The following is a 14,406-nucleotide window of genomic DNA, read 5'->3' as shown; positions in this document are numbered from 1 at the left end:
CACTCCAATTATTTAGCGGCTTGTCTTACCTTTTCATATAATGCTTTAGCAGTATCTCCAACTACTTTTTCGTCATGAAGAGGAAGAACTTCGTCTTGGAAAACCTTAATATCTACAGTATGGAATATTCCTCCTGCTGCTTCTGCTGCTGCTTTCGCTGTTTCTACATCTACAACCCATAATTCAATTGCATAATCTACTGCTTCTTGGAATAGTTGCATAAATAGCGCTTGGTGCTCGGCACTCATCATATTAAATACATCTGAATTCGTAATTAAATAGTCAGGAATCATTAAGTGTTGTGTATACGTAAAGTGTGGTGCTACTTCTACATGCTTTAAGTTTGAGTAAATTAACTCGTTATTCTCTCCACCGTCTAGTACACCTGATTGAATAGCTGTATATACTTCACCTTGACCCATTGGTGTACCTGTACCACCCATGGCTGCCATCATCTTAATGTTCGTATCACTTTCCATTACACGAATTTTTAATCCCTTTAGATCAGCTGGCGACAATACTGGCTTCTTCGTGTAAACGTTACGAGTCCCACTGTGGAAGGTACCTAATACGAACATCCCTTGTGATTCAGTAGAGCGGAAAAGATCACCTACGATTTCTTGATCGTTTAATACTGACATTTGGTGCTCTCGACTGTCGTAAACATAAGGAAGGTTGAACACTGCATAATCTTGGTTAAAATTTTCCATTAAGCTTCCTGCCACAATCGACATAGCGATTGTACCTGATTGAACTAACTCGATTGTTTCACGTTGTGATCCTAATAATTCATTTGGAAAGATCTTAATTTCATACTCATTATTTGTTTGTTCGGCGAATTTCTTACTTAATTGTTCCATTGCTTTGTACTGTGGATGATTTTCTGGTTGGTTAAAAGCTAACTTTAATTCTTTTGTTTTTACAGTTGCCGGTGCTTCTGTTCCACCTGTTTGTGGTTTTTCATTTGTTTTATCGGCGCTTTGGTCTGAGCCTCCACAACCTACTACTGCAACGATTGCTAGTAGAAGTGTAATCAATAACGTTAATGTTTTTTTTCTCATTGGTAAACCCACCTTTTTTTATTTTTGTATAATATCTCCATTAAGGAGTATTTACTGGATAATGTACTTTCTCGTTTTGTAAAAACCTTATAACTTCCTCAGCAACCTTACGTTTTAATTCTTTTGCAGATTGCTCTGAATACCACCCCATGTGAGGTGTACATAAGAAATTTTCATGCTTTAGCAAAGGTGATGCAACACCGAGTGGTTCTTTTTGAGCAACATCTACAGCAGCCCCTGCAATCCAACCTTCTCTTAAAGCCTTATCAAGAGCTGTTTCATTTACAATACCGCCTCTAGATACATTTATCAGGTAGGCAGTTGACTTCATGCTTTTCAACTGCTGCTCATTAATTAAATCCTCAGCTGTTTCTAATGGACAATGTATAGAAATTACATCTGAATGCTCTAATAATTCTTGAAAAGAAACCATTTCTACAAACTTACTTTGATTTTCTTTTTTACGAGGATCAAATCCAATAACCTTACAGCCTAGCGACTGAACTTTTTGTGCAAAGGCTGTTCCTATTCTACCTAAACCTATTACTCCTATAATTTGTTCACTATGTCGAAAGACAGGAATACTCTTTTGATAGTCCCAAATTCCATTTCGGATCAAATTGTTCATTTGAGTTATTTTCCTTGTAAGGTTAAGCATCATTGCAAGTGCATGATCTGCTACCTCGTGAGTTCCGTAATCTGGGATATTACAAATTTGAACTCCAAGGGCTGTAGCCGCTTCCAAATCAACCGTATTAACTCCAACACCATAGCGAACTACCAATCTTAAATCTGGTAAATATTCTAAAACCCTTTTGGTAATTGGGGCATATTGAATCGCAAAAGCCGCTGCTCCTTGGCACTCATCAATTAATTCATCTTCTGTTTTACATTGCTTTAATTCAAATGGTATTGAGTAATCTTGAAACAATTTTGTTTCTATATGAATATTGTCATGATCAAGATCTGTAATAATAACTTTAGCCCGTGACATAATCACACCCCTATGGATCAAGTTAGAACTAATTCCGTTCCGTATCGTGGAACGCTGTTCTATTAATTTAATTATAGCGCTTTCAGTGTTGTTGTCAATAAGCCTTTTTTTCGAAAAAAACACAACATTTCAAGGAAAAACTGTGTATTTGCCTATGTTTTTTGCAATTTTAATCTCGAGTTAAACACCTTCAGAATAGCAATTTTCACAAAAAAATCATAATTAGTCTTAAACATTGTTAACCGTTTACAAATTAGAAAAAATAGATTATTATAAAATGAAACGAAGTTCCATTTAGGAATGTAAGCGAGGGATAATGATGAGTAATAATGTACAATCAATTGAACGGGCATTAACGTTATTAGATATGTTATCTGAATATCCAGACGGTATCCAAATAACTCGATTATCTGACTTAGTCGGACTGAACAAAAGTACAACTCATAGACTTTTATCCACATTAGTGAATATGAATTATGTAGTAAAAGACGAGACTACTGATAAATATAAGCTTGGGCTTCAAATTGTCTATCTATCTAGAAATATTCTTAGTAATATGAATATTACAGAAGTATCAAAGCCTTATTTAGAGAAATTAGTTAAAGACGTAAATGAAACTGTCCATTTATGTATCGAAGATAATGGAGAGATTATGTATATTGATAAAATTGAAAGTAATCAAACGATTCGAATGTATTCTCGTATTGGTAGCCGAGCTCCCATGTATTGTACTGGAGTAGGAAAAGTTCTACTTTCAGGAATGTCAGAAACGAAATTTAACAAAATCATATCGAAGATGGAATTCTATCCAAGAACCTCTACAACGATTACTTCAAAGGAAGAGCTTATTGAAGAGGTTGAAAAAGTAAAGAAACAACAATATTCTATCGATAATCTTGAATACCAGGATGGTGTTAGATGTATAGCTGCACCCATTTATGACTACAACGGTAATATCATTGCTACATTTAGTATTTCAGGTCCTAGTAACCGAGTAACTATGGATGTAGTTAACAACTTACTCATAGATAAGGTTAGACAAACTACAGCAGAAATTTCGTTAAACTTTGGTTATGTTGAAAAGAAAACTAATACTGCATTCTAAATAACAAAAAAAAACGCATAAGCTCATGCGTTTTTTTGTTTAACTTCTATATTTAATTTCAATTTCCGTAATACTATTGCATATTTGAGTAAAAACAGACTTTGCCTTTTAGTTTTAGCAGATCGATCATTTGTAGCTACTTTATTGATGACAGCTCATATGTTAGTTGATCAATGTTTTGCATATTACGAGCGATTTCTTTTGCCTCAGACGATGATTTAGTCTGACGAAGCAAAAGTTGAGTTATACTATGCTATAATACAGAAAATAAATAAGAGATAAATTTTGGTAGGTGTATAGAAATGTACGACGTAATCGTAATAGGTGGTGGTCCTTCTGGACTTATGGCGGCTATATCCGCAAGTAAACATGGCAGTAAAGTTCTGCTTGTCGACAAGGGTGACAAGCTTGGTCGGAAGCTAGCGATTTCTGGTGGTGGACGCTGCAATGTCACTAACCGGATGGCGACAGATGAGCTTATTAAACACATTCCTGGAAATGGGCGCTTTATGCATAGTCCTTTTTCGGTATTTAATAATGAAGATATCATTAAGTTTTTTGAAAAACTCGGAATTAAGTTAAAGGAAGAAGATCGTGGGAGGATGTTTCCTGTCAGTGATAAAGCAACTACTGTCGTTGAAACGTTATTGCAAAAGGCGCGTGACTTACGTGTCGAGATGTGGACAAATACTGCGGTCAAAGATGTCCTTTATGAAGATCAACAAGTTGTCGGGATTAAACTAGAAAATGGGAAAGTGATTAATAGTAAGGCTGTCATTATTGCTGTTGGGGGCAAAAGTGTTCCTCATACCGGCAGCACAGGTGACGGCTACCCGTGGGCTCGTAAAGCTGGGCATACGATTACAGAGTTGTTTCCAACAGAAGTGCCGATTACTTCGAACGAGTCGTTTATTCAAAAGAAAGTGCTACAAGGATTGTCATTACGAGATGTACAATTATCGGTGATCAATCCAAAAGGAAAAATAATTAAAGCTCACCAAGGCGATATGCTATTTACCCATTTTGGCATTTCAGGTCCAATTGCACTACGCTGTAGCCAATATGTCGTTAAAGCTTTGCAGAAATTTGCTGTGAACGAAGTCGAGATGAGTGTTGATCTTTTTCCGAATAAAAATGAGGAAACGATCTTTCAAGAGTTAAGACAAATTGTAAAAGAAGCGGAAAAGAAAGCGGTCAAAAACGGTTTAAAAGGCTATGTTACGGAAAGACTGTTACAGTTTTTTCTAGAAAAAGTTGAAATTGACGCAAATGAAACCTTTTCTAATGTTCCCCATGAGAAACTACGTGAGTTGGCGAAGCTGATGAAAAACTTTTCATTTAAAGTTAACGGAACCTTATCAATCGAAAAAGCTTTCGTTACTGGTGGCGGCGTATCTGTTAAAGAAATTCATCCAAAAACAATGGAATCAAAACTAATGAATGGTCTTTTCTTTTGTGGAGAAGTACTAGATATTCATGGTTATACAGGTGGCTATAATATTACCGTGGCATTCTCAACAGGGTATACTGCCGGAAAAGGGGCAGCCGACAGCCTTCGTTCTTAGAGTGAATAGTGATACCAAATATTAACTTGAAAAGAACTGTCTAGAAAGTGCGTTCGCCTCCCTTAAACGAGCTACTAAAATTGGTTACTGTTTTAAAGTAAGGGAAATGAATTTGAACGACTTTTCAATCTAAATGTATAAGAAAAAGGCTGTCCCATGGCAAAGTATCAGTCACCTCGTCGACTAGAAATAGCATGTGTCAACGTACACTTCTATTTCCAGTATTACGACTAGGTGCTCCGACACTTATCGGACAGCCTTTCTATATTAAATTAGTTAGCGACGAAATTAACTAGCTTATTAGGGACAGCGATCACTTTACGGATTGTTTTACCTTCAAGCTCTTCGCTCACCTTCGCATCTTCTTTAGCCAATTGTTCCATCTCTTCTCGGCTCGAATCTTTCGGGATCAAGATTTTCCCTTTTAGTTTCCCATTCACTTGAACGACAACTTCCACTTCATTTTCAACAAGCATGTCTTCGTCAAATGTTGGCCAAGCTTCATATGCTAATGTACCGCTATGACCTAACTTCTCCCAAAGCTCTTCGGCAATATGTGGAGCAATTGGTGCTAATAGTTTAACAAAGCCTTCGACGAAACCTTTTGGAATTGCACTTTGCTTGTAGCTTTCATTCATGAACACCATTAATTGAGAAATTGCAACGTTGAAACGTAGTCCAGCTAAGTCATCTGTCACCTTTTTCACTGTCTGATGATAGACGCGTTGGTAAGCTTCCGTCCCTTCAGTATCAGTAATGACTGAGCTTAGCTTTCCATCTTCAGTGACGAACAAGCGCCAAATACGATCAAGGAAACGACGAGCTCCATCTAAGCCATTCTCACTCCAAGCAATTGATGCATCTAGTGGACCCATGAACATTTCATATAAACGAAGGGTGTCAGCACCGTGGCTTGAAACGATATCATCAGGATTTACGACATTTCCTTTTGATTTACTCATTTTTTCATTGTTTTCGCCTAAGATCATTCCCTGGTTATAAAGCTTTTGGAATGGCTCTTTTGTTGAAACTAAACCTAAATCGTACAAGAACTTGTGCCAGAAACGTGCATAAAGCAAGTGAAGCACGGCATGCTCAGCTCCACCAATATAGATGTCGACAGGTAACCATTTCTTTAATTTTTCCGGATCTGCCAATGCATCTGAATTTGTTGGATCAATATATCGTAAATAGTACCAACAGCTCCCTGCCCAGTTGGGCATCGTGTTTGTTTCACGTCTTCCCTTCTTACCAGTTACAGGGTCAACGACATTTAACCATTCTTTATTGTTCGCTAACGGTGATTCGCCCGTATCAGAAGGTCTGATCTGATCCATTTTTGGTAAAAGTAGCGGTAACTCTTCTTCTGGAACTGCTGTCATCGTTCCGTCTTCCCAGTGGATGATTGGAATTGGTTCACCCCAATAGCGTTGGCGACTAAATAGCCAATCACGTAATCGGAATGTGACTTTACCGTTACCTTTTTGTTGTTCTTCTAACCAAGCAATCATTTTTGCGATTGCGTCTTTTTTTGTTAAGCCGTCAAGGAAGTCGGAATTCACTAACGTACCATCACCTGTGTAAGCTGCTTCTTCAATATTTCCGCCAGAGACAACTTCAGTGATTGGTAACTCAAACGTCCGAGCAAATTCGTAGTCACGCTCATCATGTGCAGGTACTGCCATGATCGCACCAGTTCCATATGTCACTAATACATAGTCAGCAATCCAAATCGGTAGCTTTGCTCCATTTGCTGGATTAATCGCATAGGCTCCAGTAAAAACACCTGTTTTCTCTTTAGAAAGCTCAGTGCGCTCAAGATCACTCTTCATTGAGATTTGCTTTTGATAAGCTTCAACAGCTTCTTTTTGTTCTTCAGTAACAATTGACTTCACTAACTTATGTTCAGGAGCTAAAACGGCATACGTTGCTCCAAATAAAGTATCTGGACGGGTTGTAAAAACGGTAAACGATGTCTCATGAGCATCAATGTCAAAATGAATCTCTGCTCCTTCAGAACGGCCAATCCAATTACGTTGCATGTCTTTAATGCTCTCTGACCAATCAAGCTCATCTAAATCATCTAATAGTCGATCAGCATAAGCAGTGATTTTCAACATCCATTGTTTCATTGGGCGGCGTTCCACCGGGTGACCACCACGCTCACTCTTGCCATCGATCACTTCTTCATTAGCAAGAACGGTGCCAAGCGCGGGACACCAGTTAACAGCAACTTCATCAATATAAGCAAGGCCCTTTTCGTATAGCTTTAAGAAAATCCATTGGGTCCATTTATAATAGTCTGGATCTATTGTATTTACTTCACGATCCCAATCATAAGAAAATCCTAGCGACTTAATCTGGCGACGGAACGTGTCAATATTTTTGTAAGTAAATTCAGCAGGATCATTTCCTGTATCAAGCGCATATTGCTCTGCAGGTAAGCCAAATGCATCCCAGCCCATTGGGTGAAGGACATTATAGCCTTGCATACGTTTCATTCTTGAAAGAATGTCTGTTGCTGTATAACCTTCTGGGTGACCAACATGAAGACCTGCCCCTGACGGAAAAGGAAACATATCAAGAGCATAAAACTTTTCTTTCGAATTATCTTCCTCCGTTTTAAACGTTTTGTTCTCTTCCCAATACTTTTGCCACTTTTTCTCAATTTCTTGATGTGAAAAAGACATGTAAACAACCTCCTTATTTTTTCTTTTTCTAATGAAATTCATCATATGGTTTGACCGCAACTTAAGATCCTAGTTTAGAACCAAATATTCTAACTGTGACGGATTTAATGTAATGATGAACTTCTTATGTAAAACTTTGAAAACAACATAAAAAACCTCCCACCACTAACGTTAACGTTAGGGACGAGAGGTTAATAACATAATTATTCCCGCGGTACCACCCAATTTAGTGTTGGATACACTCACTTATTAGACACCTTAACGCGGCCGGACGACAAGAGCTACTTATACGTTCACCCTTGCAACTTATAGGCGAGTTCACGGATCTCGATGATTGACTTGCACCAACCGTCAATTCTCTAAGACACGAGGTTCCATTACTACTCCTCATCATTGTTTTTAACATGTAGGTTTGTTAACTCATAATTTGTATTGTATGAATATGTCGAATAAAAGTCAAGAGCTTATTTCACATTGTTGTCAAAAAAATAATATTCTATTCTATGCATTCAATAAAAAATTAGCACAAAAAACATGCATGATCCGAGCTCAATCCTGAATGAAGATATCGGCCGACTGCTTTCGCCAGTTCATGTATAAGAGGTTTGCTCAAGAACTCGCCCGAAATTTTTTTCACAGAAAGAAACTCTTCGCCATAGTATCAGTTCTCTTAGATCCAAACGCTGTTTACAATCATTTAAGTAAACGAGGTGACGATACACTACTTTAAGACAGCCTCTATCCCTTAACTTGCATGAACTTGTTTTTCTACGACAGTTTCTTGTAAGTGACGATCATACAGATACGTACTTAAAAAGCTGATCAAAAAGATAACTATTAACCCATAAAATAACGCCTGCATCCCAAACAGATCAACGACAACGCCACCAAAGAACGGACCGATCATTCGTCCACCTGTTGCAACACTGTTAACGACACCTTGATAGAAACCAGCTTTCCCTTTAGGGGCTAACTGGTGAGCGATTGTTGGAACCGCTGGCCAGACGAACATTTCTCCAATTGTTAAGATAATCATCGCTACAACAAAAATCATGAAAACTTCTGCTTGTGCGAGGATGAAAAATGACACCATGAATACAGCAAGACCAAAATATATTTGCCCCTTTAATGTATGGATCCATTTCTTAATTAACAAAGAGATTAACGGCTGCCCTAAAACGATTAAAGCTCCGTTAACTGTCCAAATAAGACTATATTGACTTAAGCTTATTCCTAGTGATTGAGTATGAACAGAAATCGTTGTTTGCCATTGAACAAAAGCCATCCAACAAATAATAAAACCGATGCAAAGAATTAATAACGCTTTAAACCTAGCCTTATTCTCGATCATAACCCCTTGTTCCAAAATACTCGTTTGCCTTGTTTCAGAGCGGTCAACCTTCATATTCTTAAATCCGAAAAAAGCAATGAGGAAGAACAGGATGTACAAAAAGCCATTTGCATAAAAGACATAATCGAATCTAATCGAAGCGACTCGACCACCTAAAGCAGCTCCAACAGCAACTCCTAGGTTTTGGGCAACGTAGATCGAGTTAAATGCCTTTCTTCCTCCTTCAGGCCAAACCGAGCCAGCCATTGCATACATCGATGGGAATGTAACCCCCGAACCAAATCCTATCCCTACCATTAATACAACATAATAAATCCAACTGTGATAAAAAGCTAACGTAAACGCACTCACCATTGTAATGGAAATTCCCAATAAAATGGTTTTGTAACCACCAATTCGATCAAAAAGTCTGCCACCAACTAAATTGCCGATAACACCAGCTCCTGCATTTAGCATAAGCACGAGTCCTGCGACACTTAAAGATTTTCCCAGCTCTTGATGAATGAATATTGTGTTAAGTGGCCACAAAAAAGAAGCGCCCGTTACGTTAATCACCATTCCGATGACAAGTAACCATAACGCCTTTGGCATAATGACCTCTACCTCTCTCTTATTTCGTCTCTCTAAGAAAAATTGTAGTTGATTTAGTTGCATTTAGCAACGCATATTTTTGTAGAAAAAAGTGGATGGAATTCTAGATCAATTTTTCTACATTGTCGTTGGATTCCCTTGAACAATCCTCTAAAATTCGTTAGAGTTTTACAGCGAAGAGAGAGGGAAGCCAGCGACGCGACTTAAAAATTTTTATTTAATATCTTACGTACGACCATTATTCAATAGCAACACAAAGCTTTTTCTAGAAGTTAGAAGTCAATGTATGATAAAATGCTGAAAAAGCGTGAATTTGGAGGATTACCATGATCGATTTACGAAGTGATACAATTACAAGACCAACAAAACAAATGCGCGAAGCTATGTTTGCGGCTGAAGTTGGCGATGATGTGTATGGGGAAGACCCAACAATCAATAAATTAGAAAAGCTAGCAGCCGAAATGTTAGGAAAAGAGGCTGCACTATTCGTTACCAGTGGCACCCAAGGAAATCAAATTGCAGTTTTAACTCATTGCAGGCAAGGCGATGAAGTCATCTTAGATGAAGACTCCCATATCGTTTTTTATGAAGGTGGGGCAATTTCTGCTTTTGCAGGTGTGCAGCCACGGACAATTAAAACAGAAGGCGGATTTATGGATCCACAAAAATTACAAGAGGCTATTCGGACGAATGATATCCATTTTCCCGATACTAGCCTCATTTGTTTGGAAAATACTCATAATCGAGCTGGCGGTGTAGCCATCCCACCGAGTCATATGGCCGAGTTGTACGATGTCGCAAACCAAGCTAAGCTTCCAATTCATTTAGACGGTGCCCGTCTCTTTAATTCCGCAGTTGCTTTAGGCGAGCCTTTAACAGCATTTACTAGGTACACGACAACTGTTCAAGTTTGTTTATCAAAAGGATTAGGTGCACCTGTCGGCTCAATTTTAGCTGGTCCTCGAGACTTCGTTGATAGAGCACGAAAATGGCGAAAACGACTAGGGGGTGGCTTAAGACAAGCTGGTATCCTTGGCGCAGCCGGAATTATCGCATTAACTGAAATGGTCGAGCGTTTATCAGAAGATCATGCTAATGCGAAAATACTTGCTAATGGCTTAAACCAGCACCCAAAACTTTCTGTCATTAATCATGTTGATACGAACATTGTTTTAATTGATATAAGTAAGACAGCAATTGATTCTTCAACATTTATCGAGAAACTTAAACAAGAAAATATTCTAGCCGTTTCCTTTGGCCCGACTACAGTTCGTTTTACGACACACTATGATGTAAAACGAGACGAAATTGAACAAGCTATTGATATCATTTCAAAAATTGATTTTTAAAATAATGAATTTCATAATTCATTATTTCCGCTACTAAGTTCTAAATGTAGTTGCGTAGAAACCATTCGCAACTACGTTTAGATTGATATAGCTCGATTAAAGTAATTATGAAATTCACTAAATTGAAAAGTGTACTTCTTTTCAAATGAGAAAGGAACAAACAATGAATATTAATTATGAACAAGTACCGATGATGTTCGGTGATAAAAGATATCATTCTTGGAATTTTCACCTCCGCCAACAATTCGGTGAAAAAATTTTTAAAATCCCTTTAGATGCCGGATTTGATTGTCCTAACCGCGATGGTTCTGTTGCTAGCGGTGGCTGCACATTTTGTAGTGAGCGAGGTTCTGGAGATTTTGCTGGTGACAGAAAAGATGACCTTATTACTCAATTTCATACAATTAAAGAGAAGATGCATTCGAAATGGCCGACTGGAAAATATTTAGGTTATTTTCAAGCGTATACAAATACGTACGCCCCTGTAGAGCAATTAAAAGAGATGTATGAGGTCATTTTAGAGCAAGAAGGTGTCGTTGGTCTTTCGATTGCAACTAGACCAGATTGTCTCCCTGATGATGTTGTTGAGTATCTTGGGGAACTTAATAAAAAAACGTATCTATGGGTGGAATTAGGTTTACAAACCGTTCACCAGCGTACGGCTGATTTAATTAATCGAGCCCACGATTATCAAACATATGTCGATGGCGTAGAAAAATTACGTAAACATAACATCCGGATTTGTTCTCATATTATTAACGGTTTACCCCTTGAAAATTATGAGATGATGATGGAGACTGCCAAAGAAGTAGCTAAGCTTGATGTTCAAGGAATTAAAATTCACCTTCTCCATCTATTAAAGAAAACACCTATGGTGAAGCAATATGAAAAAGGAATGCTTGAGTTCATGAGTGCCGAAGAATACATTAAGCTTGTCTGTGATCAGCTTGAGGTCATTCCACCAGGGATGGTCGTTCATCGTCTAACTGGTGATGGACCAGCTGATTTAATGATTGGGCCAATGTGGAGTTTAAATAAATGGCAAGTACTAAATGGCATTGAAGACGAATTAAAAAATAGAAATAGTTGGCAAGGCAAGTACTATCAAAGGGGGAATTGATTTGAAAGTATTAGGAATTCTTCCCTTTGCAAGACAACTTTTAATCAATGCAGTCACGATTGGTGATCTCGTCATTGACGGCACTGCTGGAAACGGGCATGACACACTTTTTTTAGCAGAGCTTGTAGGTGAGTCTGGCCATGTCTATTCGTTCGATATTCAAGAAACTGCGATAAACAAAACAAAAGAACGGTTAATAGACCATCAGGCTTATAGTCAAGTCAGCCTTTTTCAAAAAGGGCATGAGGAGGCAATAAATGTCATTCCAGAACATGAGCACGGAAACATCGCTGCAGCTATTTTTAACCTCGGTTACCTACCAGGTGGTGATAAAAGTATTGTTACAAAGCCTGAAACAACGGTAAAGGCACTAACTGACATTCTATCATTGCTTAAAAAGGGCGGAATTATCGTGCTCGTTATTTACCATGGTCATGAAGAAGGTAGAAAAGAAAAAGATCAGCTTCTTGAGTATGTCAGTAACATAGACCAATTAAAAGCGCATGTATTAACCTACCAATTTTTGAACCAAAAAAATAATCCACCTTTTATAATTGCCGTTGAAAAACGCTAATTCTTTTATGAAGTATTCAGAAATTTAAAATACCATTTGACTTCCCTAAAATTTTCAATAAAACTATTTAAAAAGGGGGAAGGCGAATGTCATTATTAGATCAAATTTTAACGTTTAACGAAACATTTGTAAGTGAAAAGCAGTACGAACCATTTATGACAACTAAGTTTCCGAACAAGAAATTAGTTATTCTAACTTGTATGGACACAAGACTTAAGCAGCTACTTCCTAGGGCTATAAACTTACAAAAAGGTGACGCAATTATTATTAAAAATGCCGGTGCCGTTATTTCACACCCGTTTGGAAGTATTATGCGAAGCATCATTGTCGCTATTTATGAATTAGGTGCCCAAGAAGTGCTAATCATTGGTCACCACAACTGTGGTATGGCAAAACTTGAAGCGAATTCGGTTTTAGATAAGGCTGGAGCTAGGGGGATTAACGAAGATACTCTTGAGGTCTTGCGCTATTCTGGAATTGATATCGACTCTTGGTTAAAAGGGTTTACCGAAGTAGAAGACAGTGTCAAACATAGTGTTGAAATCGTCAAAAACCACCCGTTATTACCTGTAAATGTACCAGTTCATGGTTTAATTATTGATCCTAAAACAGGTAGGTTAGATACGGTAATTAATGGCTATCATCATCCAGTTACATTGTAAAATATAAGAGAGGCTGACAAAATGTCAGCCTCTTTGCTCGTTAGACAGCTGGTGTTGCCCAAGAAGCACCAATGATCACCAATAGAATAAACAATACAACGATTAACGCAAAGCCACGTCCAGCGCCAAAACCATGCGCTACTGGAGCTGCTGGCATCGCACCAAAGCCACAAGCATCATGAGCAGCCCCATAACCATATCCAGCCATAGGAGCCGCACCGTAAGCTGCACCTGCTAGAGGCGCTGCCGGTCCTGCGAATGGAGCTGCCGCAAAGCCTGCTGCGGTACCGGCCGCTGCGCCAGTTACTGGTCCAAATCCGTACATAATAACACCACCTTCCCTGTTTCATAATTCTAACCTATGCAAGATAGGTGGAAAATGGGTTAGGCATGAGCGGAAATGCCGAAAAACTATTTATCAATTAGCGCTAGTTATACATATTCTTCCCATAGAATATTTCATCCATTTCCATAGTTAGCTTCTCTGTTATTTCATTTACTTCATCTGGAGCAAGTTTTTCCTTTTTAAATCCAAATAAGTAATTATTTAAGTCAAACTCTTTTAGCTTACACTTTGTATGAAAGATATTTTCTTGGTAAACATTTACATCAATCATATCAAATAAGTGTTTTACTTCATCAGGAATGTAGTTTTGAATAGAATTAATCTCATGGTCAATAAATAGTTTATGCCCATGAATATCCCTAGTAAAGCCACGAACACGGTAATCGATCGTCATAACATCCGTTTCAAACGAGTGAATTAAGTAATTTAGTGCTTTTAATGGAGAAATTTCTCCACATGTAGACACATCTATATCTGCTCTAAACGTACTAATCCCTTCATCTGGGTGATACTCAGGGTACGTATGAACAGTAATATGGCTTTTATCTAATGCCATGACAACCGAATCTGGCAAAGGGCCTGGTGACTCCTCAAATTGATCAGTAGGCACCTCAACAACCGGCTCCTCGGATATGAGCATCGTTACACTTGCTCCTTGTGGTACATAGTCCTGCTTGGCAATGTTTAAGACATGGGCACCGATAATATCCGAGACTGTTTTTAAAATGTGAGTTAGCCTTTCTGCACTATATTGCTCATCAATATACTCTATGTAGGCTTCTCGCTCTTCTTTAGTTTTTGTATAACAAACATCATACATATTAAAACTTAATGATTTCGTTAGATTATTAAACCCGTGTAAAGTGACTCTCTGTTCTGGTGTAAGTTTCATGATAAAACTCCCTTACTAGATAATTTGAACATATCAACAATAAATAATATTATCTTACCCAAAATAAAAGAAAAAACGCATATCCTATGGATATACGCTGTATGGA

12 protein-coding genes and 1 other annotated feature are annotated in these 14,406 nt (G+C 38.0%); of the genes, 6 read left to right on the top strand and 6 right to left on the bottom strand.

All coding sequences use genetic code 11. The features are described 5' to 3' along the window. Nucleotides 1-8 precede the first annotated feature (8 nt). Together ACK4M9_RS07030 and ACK4M9_RS07025 are read right to left on the bottom strand one after the other, a co-directional pair. Nucleotides 9-1,061: a TRAP transporter substrate-binding protein gene (locus ACK4M9_RS07030; RefSeq protein ID WP_409848894.1), complete on the bottom strand. Its 1,053-nt coding sequence runs from the start codon at nt 1,059-1,061 to the stop codon at nt 9-11. A 40-nt stretch (nt 1,062-1,101) separates the two neighbouring features. Then, nucleotides 1,102-2,055 carry a C-terminal binding protein gene (locus tag ACK4M9_RS07025; RefSeq protein WP_409848893.1) on the bottom strand — a complete coding sequence of 318 codons (954 nt, stop codon included), beginning with the start codon at nt 2,053-2,055 and terminating at the stop codon, nt 1,102-1,104. Nucleotides 2,056-2,374: 319 nt separating this feature from the next. Between ACK4M9_RS07025 and ACK4M9_RS07020 the strand changes: the two genes are divergently transcribed. Then, complete coding sequence (locus tag ACK4M9_RS07020; RefSeq protein WP_409848892.1) at nt 2,375-3,160, top strand: IclR family transcriptional regulator; 786 nt, start codon at nt 2,375-2,377, stop codon at nt 3,158-3,160. 302 nt (nt 3,161-3,462) lie between these two features. After that, on the top strand, nt 3,463-4,725 hold the full coding sequence (locus ACK4M9_RS07015) for a BaiN/RdsA family NAD(P)/FAD-dependent oxidoreductase (RefSeq protein ID WP_409848891.1): 1,263 nt from the start codon (nt 3,463-3,465) through the stop codon (nt 4,723-4,725). Between the two features lie 272 nt (nt 4,726-4,997). On the opposite strand, the gene leuS is transcribed toward ACK4M9_RS07015, so the two are convergent. Then, entirely contained in the window at nt 4,998-7,415 is a 2,418-nt protein-coding gene (gene leuS / locus ACK4M9_RS07010; RefSeq protein WP_409848890.1) for a leucine--tRNA ligase, read from the bottom strand. A gap of 176 nt (nt 7,416-7,591) precedes the next feature. After that, nucleotides 7,592-7,818, bottom strand: a binding site (T-box leader). A gap of 342 nt (nt 7,819-8,160) precedes the next feature. Further along, nucleotides 8,161-9,357 (bottom strand): MDR family MFS transporter, encoded by a 1,197-nt coding sequence (locus ACK4M9_RS07005; protein ID WP_409848889.1) that lies wholly within the window; start codon nt 9,355-9,357, stop codon nt 8,161-8,163. 326 nt (nt 9,358-9,683) lie between these two features. Between ACK4M9_RS07005 and ltaE the strand changes: the two genes are divergently transcribed. The 4 genes from ltaE (at nt 9,684) to ACK4M9_RS06985 (ending at nt 13,062) form a co-directional block, all read left to right on the top strand. Next, the gene (gene ltaE, locus ACK4M9_RS07000; protein WP_409848888.1) at nt 9,684-10,706 is read left to right on the top strand and encodes a low-specificity L-threonine aldolase; all 1,023 of its coding nucleotides are present in this window, start codon (nt 9,684-9,686) and stop codon (nt 10,704-10,706) included. Nucleotides 10,707-10,869: 163 nt separating this feature from the next. Continuing rightward, nucleotides 10,870-11,826 (top strand): tRNA modification radical SAM protein MnmL/YtqA, encoded by a 957-nt coding sequence (mnmL, locus tag ACK4M9_RS06995; RefSeq protein WP_409848887.1) that lies wholly within the window; start codon nt 10,870-10,872, stop codon nt 11,824-11,826. A gap of 1 nt (nt 11,827) precedes the next feature. Then, nucleotides 11,828-12,400, top strand: a complete 573-nt coding sequence (gene mnmM, locus ACK4M9_RS06990; RefSeq protein ID WP_409848886.1) for a tRNA 5-(aminomethyl)-2-thiouridylate-methyltransferase MnmM — start codon at nt 11,828-11,830, stop codon at nt 12,398-12,400. An 86-nt stretch (nt 12,401-12,486) separates the two neighbouring features. Then, nucleotides 12,487-13,062 carry a beta-class carbonic anhydrase gene (locus ACK4M9_RS06985; RefSeq protein ID WP_409848885.1) on the top strand — a complete coding sequence of 192 codons (576 nt, stop codon included), beginning with the start codon at nt 12,487-12,489 and terminating at the stop codon, nt 13,060-13,062. A gap of 40 nt (nt 13,063-13,102) precedes the next feature. Here ACK4M9_RS06985 and ACK4M9_RS06980 read toward each other — a convergent pair whose 3' ends face one another. Together ACK4M9_RS06980 and speD are read right to left on the bottom strand one after the other, a co-directional pair. Beyond that, the gene (locus ACK4M9_RS06980) at nt 13,103-13,387 is read right to left on the bottom strand and encodes a YjcZ family sporulation protein (protein ID WP_409848884.1); all 285 of its coding nucleotides are present in this window, start codon (nt 13,385-13,387) and stop codon (nt 13,103-13,105) included. Nucleotides 13,388-13,490: 103 nt separating this feature from the next. Continuing rightward, nucleotides 13,491-14,300: an adenosylmethionine decarboxylase gene (speD, locus tag ACK4M9_RS06975; protein ID WP_409848883.1), complete on the bottom strand. Its 810-nt coding sequence runs from the start codon at nt 14,298-14,300 to the stop codon at nt 13,491-13,493. Nucleotides 14,301-14,406 lie beyond the last annotated feature (106 nt).

It is taken from the genome of Anaerobacillus sp., assembly GCF_046314235.1.
GTDB lineage: Bacteria > Bacillota > Bacilli > Bacillales > Anaerobacillaceae > Anaerobacillus.
This window is presented reverse-complemented; position numbering and strand designations above follow the sequence as displayed.